Origin of the sequence: Mycobacterium sp. SMC-14 (assembly GCF_046250075.1) — a bacterium.
Taxonomy (GTDB): domain Bacteria; phylum Actinomycetota; class Actinomycetes; order Mycobacteriales; family Mycobacteriaceae; genus Mycobacterium.
In genome coordinates, this window is record NZ_CP176429.1 from 3,311,905 (window position 1) to 3,326,474 (window position 14,570).

General features: G+C 67.0%; 13 protein-coding genes. 4 read left to right on the plus strand and 9 right to left on the minus strand.

Features of this window, described 5'->3' with window-relative positions; genetic code table 11:
- Window positions 1–4 precede the first annotated feature (4 nt).
- From ACKY0W_RS15695 to ACKY0W_RS15710, 4 genes are all read right to left on the minus strand, one after another.
- A complete protein-coding gene (locus tag ACKY0W_RS15695) occupies window positions 5–1,150 on the minus strand; it encodes a ferredoxin reductase (protein ID WP_409434818.1) in 1,146 nt (381 codons plus the stop codon).
- A gap of 66 nt (window positions 1,151–1,216) precedes the next feature.
- Complete coding sequence (locus ACKY0W_RS15700; protein WP_409434819.1) at window positions 1,217–1,726, minus strand: DUF6912 family protein; 510 nt, start codon at window positions 1,724–1,726, stop codon at window positions 1,217–1,219.
- Window positions 1,727–1,802: 76 nt separating this feature from the next.
- Entirely contained in the window at window positions 1,803–2,633 is an 831-nt protein-coding gene (gene ppk2 / locus ACKY0W_RS15705) for a polyphosphate kinase 2 (protein WP_409434820.1), read from the minus strand.
- Window positions 2,630–4,024, minus strand: a complete 1,395-nt coding sequence (locus ACKY0W_RS15710; protein WP_409434821.1) for a WS/DGAT/MGAT family O-acyltransferase — start codon at window positions 4,022–4,024, stop codon at window positions 2,630–2,632. The genes ppk2 and ACKY0W_RS15710 overlap by 4 nt, the downstream gene beginning before the upstream one ends.
- 204 nt (window positions 4,025–4,228) lie before the next feature.
- Between ACKY0W_RS15710 and ACKY0W_RS15715 the strand changes: the two genes are divergently transcribed.
- Window positions 4,229–4,762: an Rv3235 family protein gene (locus ACKY0W_RS15715; RefSeq protein WP_409434822.1), complete on the plus strand. Its 534-nt coding sequence runs from the start codon at window positions 4,229–4,231 to the stop codon at window positions 4,760–4,762.
- 11 nt (window positions 4,763–4,773) lie between these two features.
- Here ACKY0W_RS15715 and secA read toward each other — a convergent pair whose 3' ends face one another.
- The 4 genes from secA to ACKY0W_RS15735 all read right to left on the minus strand — a co-directional run bounded on the left by secA (window position 4,774) and on the right by ACKY0W_RS15735 (window position 9,839).
- A complete protein-coding gene (secA, locus tag ACKY0W_RS15720) occupies window positions 4,774–7,557 on the minus strand; it encodes a preprotein translocase subunit SecA (protein ID WP_409434823.1) in 2,784 nt (927 codons plus the stop codon).
- 110 nt (window positions 7,558–7,667) lie between these two features.
- Window positions 7,668–8,369, minus strand: coding sequence for a ribosome hibernation-promoting factor, HPF/YfiA family (hpf, locus tag ACKY0W_RS15725; protein ID WP_406758142.1), 702 nt, complete (start codon window positions 8,367–8,369; stop codon window positions 7,668–7,670).
- 120 nt (window positions 8,370–8,489) lie between these two features.
- On the minus strand, window positions 8,490–9,137 hold the full coding sequence (locus ACKY0W_RS15730; RefSeq protein WP_409434824.1) for a ComF family protein: 648 nt from the start codon (window positions 9,135–9,137) through the stop codon (window positions 8,490–8,492).
- Between the two features lie 48 nt (window positions 9,138–9,185).
- Window positions 9,186–9,839: a carboxymuconolactone decarboxylase family protein gene (locus ACKY0W_RS15735; protein ID WP_409434825.1), complete on the minus strand. Its 654-nt coding sequence runs from the start codon at window positions 9,837–9,839 to the stop codon at window positions 9,186–9,188.
- Window positions 9,840–10,002: 163 nt separating this feature from the next.
- Here ACKY0W_RS15735 and ACKY0W_RS15740 point away from each other — a divergent pair, with 163 nt between their 5' ends.
- The 3 genes from ACKY0W_RS15740 to ACKY0W_RS15750 are packed head-to-tail and all read left to right on the plus strand — an operon-like array spanning window position 10,003 to window position 13,771.
- Window positions 10,003–12,336 (plus strand): nitric-oxide reductase large subunit, encoded by a 2,334-nt coding sequence (locus ACKY0W_RS15740; RefSeq protein ID WP_409434826.1) that lies wholly within the window; start codon window positions 10,003–10,005, stop codon window positions 12,334–12,336.
- 2 nt (window positions 12,337–12,338) lie between these two features.
- Window positions 12,339–12,986, plus strand: a complete 648-nt coding sequence (locus tag ACKY0W_RS15745; RefSeq protein ID WP_409434827.1) for a hypothetical protein — start codon at window positions 12,339–12,341, stop codon at window positions 12,984–12,986.
- The gene (locus ACKY0W_RS15750) at window positions 12,983–13,771 is read left to right on the plus strand and encodes a slipin family protein (RefSeq protein WP_406758137.1); all 789 of its coding nucleotides are present in this window, start codon (window positions 12,983–12,985) and stop codon (window positions 13,769–13,771) included. Before ACKY0W_RS15745 ends, ACKY0W_RS15750 begins: the two co-directional genes overlap by 4 nt.
- 8 nt (window positions 13,772–13,779) lie before the next feature.
- On the opposite strand, the gene ACKY0W_RS15755 is transcribed toward ACKY0W_RS15750, so the two are convergent.
- Window positions 13,780–14,550, minus strand: coding sequence for an SDR family NAD(P)-dependent oxidoreductase (locus ACKY0W_RS15755; protein WP_409434828.1), 771 nt, complete (start codon window positions 14,548–14,550; stop codon window positions 13,780–13,782).
- Window positions 14,551–14,570: the final 20 nt, after the last annotated feature.

Consider the following 14,570-nt stretch of genomic DNA (forward strand, 5'->3'; position numbering starts at 1 on the left):
ATCATCAGACGTCGAGCTCGCAATCGCCGGCGGCCGTGCTGACACAGGTCTGCACACGGGTCCCCGGCTCATGGTCGGCACCGCTGCGCAGATCACGCGCCTGTCCCGCCACCAGCGTCACCACGCATGACTGGCAGATGCCCATCCGACACCCGAACGGCATCAAAACCCCAGCGCTCTCACCCGCCTCGAGCAGCGTCGTTGCCGCATCCGCCGCAACGCTCTTTCCGCTGGCCGCGAAGGTGACCATGCCCCCACCCTCGGCCGTCGCGGTACGCGCTACCGCGAACCGCTCGACATGCAAGTGGTCGGCGATCCCCGCAGCGGCCCAGACGCGTTCGGCATCGCCGAGCATCGCCGCCGGCCCGCACGCCCAGGTCTGGCGCTCACGCCAGTCGGGCACCTCGGCGTCGAGGGCTTCGGGTCCCCGCAGCTCCAGCCGGCCCTGGTCGCGAGTGGTGCGAAGCAGCAGCCGGTAACCGGGATGGTCACGCGCCAAGGCGGCCAACTCATCGGCGAACAGCGTGTCGGCTGCCGTGGGCGCCGAATGCAGGTGGACGACGTCGGCAATGGCGTCGCGGCGAGCCAGCGCGCGCAACATCGCCATGACCGGCGTGATCCCGGATCCGGCGGTGACGAACAGCACCGTGGCCGGCGCCGGGTCGGGCAATACGAACTCCCCCTGTGGGGCGGCCAGCCGGACCACGGTCCCCGGAGCGACGCCGTCCACCAGGTGACTGGACAGAAAACCTTCCGGCATCGCCTTGACGGTGATGGAGATGGTGCGAGACCCGGTCACCGGCGGCGAGGTCAGCGAGTAAGAACGCCAACGCCATCGACCGTCGACCAGCAACCCGATGCCGATGTACTGGCCGGCCCGGTAGTCGAATTGGAACCCCCAGCCGGGCCTGATGACCAGCGTTGCCGAGTCCCCGGTCTCGCGCCGGACCTCCACCACCCGTCCACGCAGTTCTCGAGCCGACCACAAGGGGTTGGCCAATCGCAGATAGTCGTCTGGCAAAAGCGGTGTGGTGATCTGTGTTGCGATGCGGCGCACCGCATTCCAGACCGGGTGACGGTCGGCGCCCACGGCGGTCGGCCGCTTGGTGTCACCAATGTGGGCGACGATCGCCGAATGCTTCTTGCTCACGAAAACTTCCCTGTCCGCTACCGGAGGTTGATGAACCTACGGTACCGTAACCTCGCCCGGGCGGCATCAGAGCAGGTCGAGCAGGAACGGCAGCTCCTGGGTGGCATACCAGGCCAGGTCGTGGTCCTGGGCGTCGCCGACGGTCAGCTCGGCGTCCTCGTCGCCGAGGTCGGCGTCGTCGATCGCCGCCATTGCCGCGAGCACAGCCGTCTCGGCGGCAGCGTTGTCCACATACGCCGCGACCACGTCGGTGATCGCGACCGGCCCTGCCAGCCGCACCACCGCTGCATCCAGATCGGGGCGGACCGTAGCCCCCTCGACCTCGGCAACCAGCACCGCCCGTCGCGTGGGCAGCTTCTCGCCGGCCGAATCGGCGTCCGCACCACCGAGCAACCGCAGCGAGGCCAGCGCGGCCTCCCCCAGCGCGACCTCGGCCAGTTCGTCGTCGTCGCCGTGGGCGTAGGCCTCCCGCAGCGCCGGGGTCACCGCGAACGCAGTCCCGCTGACCGGACGCAATGAACCGTCGGCAACCAGTTGGGCCAGCATGGCCAGCGTCGCCGGGATGTATACCCGCATGTGACCAGACCTTAGCCGCGATCGCGAGCGCGGCGAAGCCGGGCGCTGGGGGCACCTCCCGCTCGCGGTGGACGGGTCACGCGTCGCCCAGCAGTGTGGCGGCGTAGTCGTCCACATAGCGATAGAGGCTGCGGTCGGGTCGCTCGTAAAAGCCGGTGACGATGGGCTTCTTCGGCAAGTCCACCCGCTGGTGCTCTACCTCGCGATACGGAATGGACTCCAGCAGGTGCGACATCATGTTCAGCCGCGCGTGGGTCTTCACCTCCGACTCGACCACATACCAGGGGCTGGACGCCGTATCGGTGCGGGCCATCATCTCGTCGCGGGCCCGGGAGTAGTCCTCCCAGCGGTGCAGCGCCTCAAGATCCATCGGCGACAATTTCCACTGCCGCAGCGGATCGTTGCGCCGCTTACGGAACCGGCGCAGCTGCTCTGCCTGCGAGACCGAGAACCAGTACTTGCGCAACAGGATTCCGTCGTCGATCAATAGCTGCTCGAAGACCGGGGCCTGCTTCAGGAATTGCGCGTGCTCCTCGGGCGTACAAAATCCCATGACCTTCTCCACCCCGGCCCGGTTGTACCAGGACCGGTCGAAGAGTGTGATCTCACCGCGCGCCGGCAAGTGCGCGACGTAGCGCTGGAAGTACCACTCCCCTCGTTGGCGCTCGGTGGGGGCCGGAAGTGCCGCGATCCGCACGGTGCGCGGGCTCAGGTACTCGGTGATGCGCTTGATGACGCCGCCCTTGCCTGCGGCATCACGGCCCTCGAAGAGCACCACCACCCGAGTGCCGGTATCGCGGACCCATTCCTGAAGTTTGACGAATTCGCTTTGCAGACGCAGCAATTCCTTTTCGTATACGTCATCGGCGAGCCGCCGCTTAGCGGCTTCGAATTCGTCCTCGCTCACTGTGCTGCCTCCAGCAGTTCGGCCAGCGCCTCATCCAGTAGTGCCGAGACCATTCCTACGTCACTCATCGCCTTGCGGTCGGCATTCACCCCGAAATAGAGCGTGCCGTTGTAGGACGTCACCCCGATCGTCAACGCCTTGTTCGGCAACAACGGGGGCACGCTGTAGGTCTCGAGCAGCTTCGCGCCGCAGACGTAGAGCTGTCGCTGCGCGCCCGGCGCATTGGTGATCAGCAGGTTGAACACCCGGCCGGAGAACCCGGCGAACGCGGTCGCGACCCGAACGCCCATCGCGTGCAGGGTCGGCGGGGCGAAGCCCGCCACGGTCAAGATGGTGCGGGCGTCCACCAGCCCGGTCGAGGTGGGATGCGATTCGGTGGCATAGGCAATCTGGGAGAGTCGAACTACCGGATTCGGTTCTCCGACAGGAAGGTCGACCAGGAACGGCGTGACCGCACCGATCGGTTGGCCCGCAGAGTCGAATTCGTGGTCGGGGTACACCGACAACGGTGCCAGCGCCCGTACCGTGCGCGTCGACCCGACCGGCTCGCCGCGGGCCAGCAGCCAGTTCCGCAACGCCCCGGTGACCACGGCGAGCACCACGTCGTTGATGGCGCAGCCGTAACGGGCCCGTACCGTTCGATAATCCTCCAGCGAACCGCGAGCCACCGTGAACAAGCGGTTCTGCGAGACCTGGGTGTTGAGCGGGCTCTGCGGGGCCGCACCGCGTGCGATGGCGCGGGCCGCATCGAATGCCTTGCGGCCCGCCCAGGTCAGCGGGCTGCTGACCGTCGACCCGACCGCCTGCAGTTGGGTCCGCGGAGCCGCCACCCAGTCCCCGACCGCACCGAGCACCAACTCGACGGCGCCGGGCTCGTCGCGTGGCACCCAGATGTCCTCATCGAACGGCGGTGGGCGCTGGGTCCGGTCGACCAAGACGTGCCCCATCGCCGGGGCCGCCATGCCGTGAACCAGCGCTTGGTGCGACTTGATGTAGATGGCGATCCGGTTGTCGGCCAACCCCTCGATCAGATAGGTCGCCCACAGCGGACGGGCGCGATCCAGCGGTTGTTGACCCAATCGGGCGATCAGCTCGTGCAGCTGTCGATCACTGCCGGGAGACGGCACCGCGAGATGCCTTACGTGGTACGTGATGTCGAACTCGTGGTCGTCCACCCACACCGGGCGGGCCAGACTCATGGTGACTTCGCGAATCTTCTGCCGATAGCGCGGGATCTGCGGCAGCCGTTGCTCGACGGTCTCCAGCAGTTTGTCGTAGCTCAAGCCACCCCGCGGGTTGCGCAGAATAAACAGCGACTGCACGTACATCGGCGTCGTCGTGTTCTCCAGCCGATAGAAAGAGGCTTCCGACGCCGATAGCCGGTTCACCATGGTGGCCCGTCCTCCTTTCTGGCTCGATCCGGCCGGGCACCGCACCAGTCCCGGATCGGAGAAAAACACTGCCGCTCACGGTAGCCCGCCGCTGGGCAGCGGCGCACGCGGATACGCAGCAGCCGCGATTGTGCGATGATCGCCGCACACGTCCTGCCACTCTCCAGCAGGCCCGCCACCCCGGACCGACCTTGGAGAGCTGCCGTGCCCACCGATCCGACCCCACTGCCGCGCTCGGCCGTAGCGCCGATGCTCGACTACGAACCGCCTGCCCGCCCGACCATGCCGTGTCGGCCCGCGCACTCTCCCGCATCCCCGCCGTCGGCCCGCCCCCGCCACTGGCATCCCTCGCGAACACGGCCCGACCGACCCACACGCACCGTGTTGCCGGCCGCGCTGCAGTCGGCCGCAGTGTTCGCCGACGCGGCGCTGCGCCGAGTCCTGGAGGTGGTCGACGGGCGCCGGCCGTCGACGCATCTGCATCCGCTGCTTGCCACCGGATTGGCCGACTCAGTGGTGTCGGCCCGCCTGGCCACGCAGGCGGGCCGGATTGAGCCGGCCATCCTGCAACGGGTGCGCGTGCAACCGGCGGGCTCGGGCGAACCGGCCAGCGCGGTGGAGGTTTTCGGCACCTACCGGCGCGGACGGCGCACGCATGCGCTGGCCTGCCGCGTCGAGTCCATCCCGCGGACCGGAAACGGTCCAGCCTGGCAGATCGTCGCACTGCACATCGGCTGAGCCCGCAAACCTCAGCTCTTGCGGGGCACCTTGGGCAACCGGGGCCCCCGGCCTTCGCGGCGGGCCGCCTCGCGGCGCTCCCGGCGAGACTGGGGGTTGTTAGCTCCGGCCGGTTGCAGGTCGCGACTCCCGCGCACCTGCGCGGAGCCGTCCTCGTCGGGACCCGAATAGGTCAGCCCCGCCGTACCGTCGGCGCCGTCAGCACCGTTGGCGCCGTCGATTCCCTTGGCGCGCAACCCGAACTCTGCCAAACCCTCGGGGGCGTCCACCGGCGCCACCGTCTGCTTCGGGACGGCCTCGACGGCGACGTTGAACAGGAAGCCGACCGACTCCTCCTTGAGCCCGTCGAGCATGCCGCGGAACATGTCGAAGCCTTCTCGCTGGTATTCGACCAGTGGGTCACGCTGCGCCATCGCCCGCAGGCCGATGCCCTCCTTGAGGTAGTCCATCTCGTAGAGGTGCTCGCGCCATTTGCGGTCGAGAACGCTCAGCAGCACACCGCGTTCCAGTTCTCGCATGGCGCCGGCCCCAGCAGTCTCGTCGACCTGGGCCTCGCGCGCCGCGTAGGAGTTCTCGGCGTCGGCAAGCAGCGCCGCCAGCAGCTCTTCGCGAGTCAGATCATCGGCCTCGCCAATGTCGTCGGCGTGCAGCAGTTCGTGATAGTCGATCCCCACCGGGTACAGGGTCTTCAGCGCCGTCCACAGCTGCTCGAGATCCCAGTCCTCCGCGTAGCCCTCGGCGGTGGCACCGTCGACGTAGGCGGTGATCACGTCGACGAGCATGTCGTGGGCCTGCTCGGCCAGGTTCTCCCCGTCGAGGATGCGGCGGCGCTCGGCGTAGATCACCTTGCGCTGCTGGTTCATCACCTCGTCGTACTTGAGGACGTTCTTGCGGATCTCGAAGTTCTGCTGCTCGACCTGGGTCTGGGCGCTCTTGATCGCCCGGGTGACCATTTTGGCCTCGATCGGCACGTCGTCCGGCAGGTTCAACCGGGTCAGCAGCGACTCCAGCGCCGCACCGTTGAACCGTCGCATCAACTCGTCACCCAGCGACAGGTAGAACCGCGATTCGCCCGGGTCACCTTGGCGGCCTGAGCGGCCGCGCAGCTGATTGTCGATACGGCGCGACTCGTGGCGCTCGGTACCCAGCACGTACAGGCCGCCGGCCTCGATCACTTCCTCGGCCTCGGCGGCCGCCTCCGCCTTGATCGCGTTGAGCGCTTCGTCCCAGGCGGCCTCGTACTCATCCGGGGTCTCCACCGGGTCCAGACCTTGGTTACGCAGCCGCTGGTCGGCCAGGAAGTCGACGTTGCCGCCGAGCACGATGTCGGTGCCGCGGCCGGCCATGTTGGTGGCCACCGTGACCGCGCCACGCCGGCCCGCCTCGGCGATGATGTGCGCCTCGCGCTCATGCTGCTTGGCGTTGAGCACGTTGTGCGGGACGCGACGCTTGGTCAGCTGCTTGGACAGGTACTCCGAGCGCTCCACGCTGGTGGTGCCGATCAGCACCGGCTGGCCGATCTCGTAGCGCTCGGCGACATCGTCGACGACCGCGAGGAACTTGGCCTCCTCGGTCTTGTAGATGAGGTCGATCTGATCCAGGCGCGCCATCGGCTTGTTGGTCGGGATCGGCACCACACCCAGCTTGTAGATCTCGTGCAGCTCGGCAGCCTCGGTCTCGGCGGTGCCGGTCATGCCGGCGAGCTTGTCGTAGAGGCGGAAGTAGTTCTGCAGGGTGATGGTGGCCAGGGTCTGGTTCTCGGCCTTGATCTCCACCCGCTCCTTGGCCTCGATGGCCTGGTGCATGCCCTCGTTGTAGCGCCGGCCCACCAGCACGCGGCCGGTGAACTCGTCGACGATGAAGACCTCGCCGTTGCGGACGATGTAGTCCTTGTCGCGGTTGAACAGCTCTTTGGCCTTCAGGGCGTTGTTGAGGTAGCTGACCAGCGGCGAGTTGGCGGCCTCATAGAGGTTCTCGATGCCGAGCTGGTCCTCGACGAACTCCACCCCGAGCTCGTGCACACCGATGGTGCGCTTGCGCAGGTCCACTTCGTAGTGGACGTCCTTCTCCATCAACGGCACGATCCGGGCGAACTCGGAGTACCAGTTGGAGCTGCCGTCGGCCGGCCCGGAGATGATCAGCGGGGTGCGGGCCTCGTCGATCAGGATGGAGTCGACCTCGTCGACGATGGCGAAGTTGTGTGGGCGCTGCACCAGCTGTTCGAGCGAATGCGCCATGTTGTCGCGCAGGTAGTCGAAGCCGAACTCGTTATTGGTGCCATAGGTGACGTCGGCGTTGTAGGCGACGCGCCGCTCGTCCGGGGTCATCTGCGACAAGATCACCCCGACCTCCAGGCCGAGGAACCGGTGCACGCGGCCCATCCACTCACTGTCGCGCTTGGCCAGGTAGTCGTTGACGGTGACGACGTGGACGCCTTTGCCGGAGATCGCGTTGAGGTAGGCCGGGAGCACACAGGTCAGGGTCTTGCCCTCACCGGTCTTCATCTCCGCGACGTTGCCGTAGTGCAGCGCCGCGCCACCCATCAGCTGCACGTGGAACGGCCGCTGGGTCAGCACCCGCCACGCCGCCTCACGAGCCACCGCGAATGCCTCGGGCAGCAGGTCATCGAGGGACTCGCCGTCGGCGTGCCGCTGGCGGAACTCGTCGGTCTTGGCGCGCAACTCCGCGTCGGTGAGCGCCTCGACGTCCCCGGAGAGGGTGTCGATGTAGTCCGCTACCTTTCGGAGCCGTTTGACCATGCGGCCTTCACCAAAACGCAGCAACTTGGACAGCACGGCTATGTCCCCTACTCAGTCTTCGGCATTACGAGCGTCACCCATGGTAGGTGACACCGTTGCCAAGGGCGGTAACGCGCCGCCAACGCAGCTCCCAGAAGGCGGCGGCCTCAGACCAGACGGATCAAGCCGTAGTCGTAGGCGTGCCGACGGTAGACCACCGACGCCTGGTCGGTCTCCTTGTCCTGGAACAGGAAGAAATCGTGGCCGACGAGCTCCATCTCGTAGAGCGCGTCGTCGACCGACATGGGCGTCGCGGTGTGTTCCTTGGTGCGCACCACCTGGCCAGGCTCATGCTCATGCCCGTCGCTGTGCCCGACCGCTTCGCGGTGGTCGGGTTCGGCGGTGCCGTCCCGGTTGAATGCGCCGGCGAGGAACTCCGGGTCCAAGTTGGTGACACCGGTGGCCTCGGCTACCGACTGTGGAGTCTTGTCGCCGTAGGAGACGTTGCGGCGGCCCTTGTCGCGGCGCAGCCGGCTCTCCAGTCGGTCGATCGCGGCCTCGAACGCGGCATAGAAACTGTCGGCGCGGGCCTCCCCGCGGACCACCGGGCCGCGGCCATGCGCGGTGATGTCGATCTGCTGGCAGGATTTTCGCTGGCGTCGATTATTGGCGTGCTTGAGTTCGACGTCGAACAGGCGAATCGAGCGGTCCAACCGCTCCACGCGGGCCAGCTTCTGCGCGACGTAAACCCGGAAATGGTCTGGAATCTCGACGTTACGGCCCTTGACCACGATCTCCGCGCCCGACTGATCGGGCCGCTCGTCCACGTCGACTGACGCCGCGCTGGTTTCCACAAATTGATTTGCCATGCTCGACACTCTCCTGTCGTCTCGACCACGTTCTCTCAAGGTCCCCCGGCCCTTGATGACGACCGTAGCCATGCCGCCGGATAACTGCCACCGGTTTGGCGCACCCATTTGACACCCGTCTCATACCGAAGCGATCACAAGCGCGCCGCAAACCCTCACCCGGGCGCGATGCAACACCCGCACCGACTCGGCCAGGGTGGCGCCGGTGGTCACGACGTCGTCGACGATCAGGACATCACCCGCTCCGGAGAAGTCCGCCAGCCCACGCCGGCGCAGCAGTACTCGGCCGGCGATGTTGCGTTCCCGGGCGCCGCTGCCCAGGCCGACCGAGTCGCGGGTCAGTGCCCGCATCCGCAGCGCCGGCGCCACCGCCATGCCGTGATGGCCGCCCGCCACCGCCTCGGCGATCCGCGCGATCGGATCGCCCCCGCGCCGCCGGGCGGCGCTGCGCCGGGTGGGCGCCGGGATGATCGTCAGCGGCAGGCCCACCAGCTGCCAGCACAGCAGCCGCTGCAGCGCCGCCTCCACCGCCGCCGCCAGCGGAGCGATGAGGTCGCTGCGTCCGCGTTCCTTGACCGCGACAATCGCCTGCCGGCGGGCCCCGGCGTAGCGGCCCAGCGCGAACACCGGTACCTGCGGATCCAGCCGGGGGGCGATCACCCGCGGTTCGTCCGGCCCGACGGCCAGTTGCGCGGCGCAGACGGTGCACCATCGGGTCCCGGGCGCGCCGCAGCCCCCGCATTGCAGGGGAAGCACCGCGTCAAGCACAAAACCGATGCTTCCCCCGGGGTGTGACAACTGGGGCCAGGTCCGGTCCTAATCGCCCGCCAGGTCGGCCGACAGGTCGGCCACCGCGGCCCCCTCGGGTGCCTGGACCTCCACGATCGACTCCGGCCGGTCGTCGAACTCCAGCCGCAGCGCACGACAGATGGTGGCGTGCATGTCATACATGCAGGTGATGTAGGTCAACTCCATGATCTCGCGGTCGGACAGGTTCGCCTGCAGCACAGCGAAGATCTCGTCGGCCACCCGCCCGCCGTCGTAGACCAGGGCATCGGTGTAGGCCAGGACCGCGCGCTCGAGCCCGGAGAAGGCGTCACTGACCTGCCAGGACGGCAACGCGGCGATCTTCTCCTCGGACATGCCCAGCGAACGCATCTGCTTGCAATGCTGGGAGAAGACGAACTGGCTGCCGCGCGCATAACCGGCCCGAGCCTGGCCGAGTTCGCGCAACAACGGGTCCAGCGAGGCGTTGCGATACAGGGCGAAACCCCGCACGGCATGGGAGAACACCTGCGGTGCCTGCGCGAACACCGTCCACCAGTCCCCCGGTGTCCCGTGGATGGTGCGGTGGCCGCCAGGACCGACCGGTGCTACGGGGTCTACGTCGGTACCGAACAGCCGGTCGTAGAAGAACAGGATCTGCTCGTCGGTCACTTCGGCGCGCGGGATCTCGCGGAGTCGGGGCATGGCGGTGTCCTTTCCGGCCCGCACAGCGGACCGCTACTACGGTATGTCGTACCTCTGCGTCAAGGGGCATTTAGTCCACAGAGAAACTAACGCCAGACCCCAAATTCGTGAGGGCACTAACAGTTTCGCGAATTTTCATCCTCGATACTGTTAGCGTCCGTCCATGAGCACCGATGCGACACAGGTGGGCGCGCCCACCACCGAATCCGGCCGTGCCGAAGCGCTGGTCGGCAAGGGCTGGGCCCAGGGCGTGGCCCTGGTCATGATCTTCGGTTTCCTGGTGATGGGCATCCTGGCCTACCGCACGTACACGGCGTCAATGCCGATGCCGGACAAGGTCGTTACCGAATCCGGCCAGGAGCTGTTCTCCGGTGCCGACATCACCCGCGGCCAACAGCTCTACCAGGCCCGCGGCCTCATGCAGTACGGCTCGGTGCTGGGACACGGCGCCTACCTGGGCCCGGACTACACCGCCGAATACCTGCGGCTGGCCACCGAAGACGTCACCGATCAGTTCAAGGCCCAAGGCGTGACGAACCCGCACGACGAGGTGGTCACCGAGTTCCGGACCAACCGCTACAACGCCGACACCAAGACACTGGTGTTCACCGACAAACAGGTCCAGGCGTTCAACGACATCGAGGAGCACTACGCCGCCTACTTCGGCGAAGCCTCCACCAAGTACGGCCTACTGCCGCACATGATCACCGACCCCGGCGAGATCCGCGATCTGACCTCGTTCTTCGCCTGGACCGCGTGGGCGGCGGCCGCCGATCGGCCCGGCCACAACTACAGCTACACCAACAACTGGCCCTCGGAGCCCCGCGTCGACAACGGCCCCACCGGATCGGTGGTGGTCTGGTCGGTGCTGTCGCTGATCATGCTGTTGGGCGGCATCGGCATCATGTTCACCGTCTACGGTCGCTGGAGCCAGAACATCGGCTGGCACGGCACCGAGATGACCAAGCTGCACTTCCGCCAGCCCGGCGAGGTGCCGCTGACCCGCTCGCAGCGCGCCGCGATCTGGATCTTCGCCGTTGTCGCGGTGCTGTTCTTGGCCCAAGTCCTGCTCGGCGGCGCAGTCGAGCACTATCGAGCGGATCTGTCGGAGTTCTACGGGATCGACCTCGCGAAGATCCTCCCCTACAACCTCGCCCGAACCTGGCACCTGCAACTGTCACTGTTCTGGACGGCGGCGGCGTTCCTAGCCGGCGGAATCTTCCTGGTGCCCTTCATCACCCGCCGCGAGCCCGGCAAGCAGTCGGTCCTGGTGTACGGACTGCTCGGCGCGCTGGCCGTGGTGGTCTTCGGTTCACTGATCTTCGAGGCGCTGTCGATCTTCGGGGTGATCAAGCCCGGCACCGTGTTCTCCCAGCAGTGGGAGTTCCTGGACCTGCCGCGACTGTTCCAGGTGCTGCTGATCGTCGGCCTGTTCTTGTGGATCGTCATCATCTGGCGTGGCATGCGCGCGAAGTTGGCCACCACCTCGAAGATGAACCTGCCCTGGATGTTCTTCTTCACCGGGCTGGCCATCCCGACGTTCTACGCGGCCAGCCTGCTGGCCGGCAGCGAGACGCACTTCTCGGTCGCCGACTTCTGGCGGTTCTGGATGGTGCACCTGTGGGTGGAGGACTTCCTGGAGCTGTTCACCACCGCGATGGTGGCCTACATCTTCGTTCAGCTCGGAGTGGTGCGCGAACGCGTCGCGCTGCTGGTCATCTTCCTCGACATCATCTTGTACTCCGCCGGCGGCGTGATCGGCACCATGCACCACCTGTACTTCTCCGGCACACCGGTGGAACACATGGCCCTGGGCGCGTTCTTCTCGGCCGCCGAAGTCATCCCGCTGACCTTCCTGACCGTGGAGGCCTGGGCCTTCCTGCAGCTGGGCGCTCGTCAGGAAGCCGGTGAGCAGAACAACTTCCCGGCCCGCTGGGCGGTGATGTTCCTGGTCGCGGTCGGGTTCTGGAACTTCCTGGGCGCGGGCATCTTCGGATTCCTGATCAACCTGCCGGTGGTGTCCTACTACGAGATCGGCACCGCACTGACCGCCAACCACGCGCACGCCGCGATGTTCGGGGTCTACGGCATGCTCGCGGTGGCGCTGGCGATGTTCGCCTTCCGCTACGTGATCCCGGCCGACAAGTGGCCGAACAAACTGGCCCGGATCTCGTTCTGGGGCATGAACATCGGCCTCGCGTGGATGGTGTTCGTCACCCTGCTGCCGCTGGGGGTGCTGCAGTTGTTCCACTCGGTCAACGCCGGCTACTTCGAGGCGCGCTCGCTGGGCTACATCACCCAGCCCGGCAACGCGCTGCTGGAATGGCTGCGCCTGCCCGGTGATGCGATCCTGATCCTTGCCGGCGTGGTGCCCTTCGTGTGGATCGCCTGGATTGCGCTGCGCAACTTCCGCTCCGGTGAGACCGTCGACGAGTTGCCCGAGAACCCGCTCTACGTCGAGGTCCCGGCAGACTCCGTGGCTGCAGGCAAGGGCTGAGCATGACCGGTCCGGCGACGTGGGTGTGGCTGGTTGCCGGCTACGCGCTGCTGTTGCTGGCTTTCGCCTGGGGCTTCGACCGGGTGGCCCAGCGGACCTCCGAACGCGCCGCGCAGTGGCGCACCGGCAAGTTCGTGTACCACGACGACCATGACGCGTGGAAGTGCCCGCAGGATCAGTGGCTCTGGCCCACCTCGTTCGACCCGGACAACCGCGTGATGCGGTACCGGGCCACGCCGTCGATCTGCAACGCCTGCCCGGTCAAGCAGACCTGCACCACCTCGCCCCACGGCAGAGAGATCAGTCGGGCGGTGGACCCGTGGCCACACTCGGAAACCGGTCGGTTTCACCGCGGCATCGCCTGTGCGGTAGCAGGCTTCGGTATCATCCTGCCGGCGGCGACGCTTTTCGTGAACCACTCGGCCGCCGATGTGCTGGTCTTGACCGCAACGATCGCCGTGGTGGCAGCCGGCAGCTTTCCCCTGCTGCGTCACCTGTGGAACACCCCGAGTAACGCACCCGACGACCGCCCGCACCGATCGGTCGCCGAAGATCAGGCGTTGAAGGTCGAGGCCGCGATCGACCGGTACTCCACCCGGTGGGGCAGTTTTTCCGACGACGCGTCGAGCAGGAGGCAGCAGCTCAAGTGAGTGAGGGACTGATCACCGCGCTGGTATTGGCCGTCGTGGCACTGGCCGTGCTGGCATATTTCGCGCTGAATGTGGTGCGCGAGTACGAACGCGGCGTGGTTTTTCGGATGGGCCACGCCCGCCCGCTCTACCAGCCGGGACTGAAGGTGCTGTTCCCCTTGGTGGACAAAATGATTCGGGTCGATCAGCGGGTGGTGACCCTGACCATCCCCCCGCAGGAGGTGATCACCCGCGACAACGTTCCGGCCCGGGTGAACGCCGTGGTGATGTTCCAGGTCACCGACCCGCTCAAGGCGATCATGGAGGTGGAGAACTACGCCGTGGCCACCTCGCAGATCGCGCAGACCACGCTGCGTTCGTTGTTGGGCCGAGCCGATCTGGACACGTTGCTGGCACACCGCGACGACCTCAACGCCGACCTGCGCACGATCATCGACAAGCAGACCGAGCCTTGGGGCGTGCAGGTGCGGGTGGTCGAGATCAAGGACGTGGAGATCCCCGAGTCGATGCAACGGGCGATGGCCCGCGAGGCCGAGGCCGAACGCGAGCGCCGGGCGAAGGTGATCAACGCCCGCGGCGAGCTACAGGCTTCTGAGGAACTCAGCCAGGCCGCCGAGCGGCTTTCGCAGAACCCGGCATCACTGCAACTGCGTTACCTGCAAACCCTTTTGGAACTCGGGGCCGACCAGAACTCCACCGTGGTGTTCCCGCTACCGGTGGACATCATCACCCCGTTTTTGGGCGGCGCGGCCGAGGCATTGCGCGCCGCCAAGCGGAACACGTAGCCGAAGCTCTACCGCGCCACCATCCCACCGTCGGCGTGGATGGTCTGGCCGGTGATGTAGCTGCCCGCATCGGAGACCAGAAGCAGTATCGGACCGACCATTTCGTCGGGTTCGGCAATGCGCTGCTGCAGCGTGGCAGCCTGCAACGCGGCGATGAACTCCGGCGGGTTGTTACGCACCATGTCGGTATTGACCGGTCCGGGGGCGATGGCGTTGACCCGGATCCGCGAGGACGCGAGCTCGGCCGCCATGGACCGGGTGAAGGAAACCAGTGCGGCCTTGGCAGCCGAGTACATCGACGTCGCCGGCGAATAGACGAAGGCGCCGGCCGACACCACGTTGACGATGGCCGCATGCTCGCTCTTGCGAAGATGCGGTAGCGCCGCCTGAACCAGGAAGACCGGTCCTTGAAGGTTGACCGCGAACGACTTGGTCAACGCCTCCGGGGTGATCTCGCCCAACGGCAGCGCGAGCGCGTTGGCAGCGTTGTTGATGACGATGTCCACCCCGCCGAACCGCTCGACCGTGGCGTCGACCAGCGCCTGGATCGCATCGACGTCACCGAGGTGGGTGGGCACCCCGAGGGCCTGCGCGCCGGCCTGGCGCAGTTGCTCCGCGGCCTGCTCGCAGGCGTCGGGTTTGCGGCTGGCCACCACCACGTTGGCGCCGGCCGCGGCCAGTCCGTGCGCGACCGACAGTCCGATGCCGCGCGTACCGCCGGTCACGATGGCGGTGCGGCCGGTCAGGTCGAACAACGCGTTGAGGGCAGAGGCGTCCACTGGGATCTCCTACGTCTGGG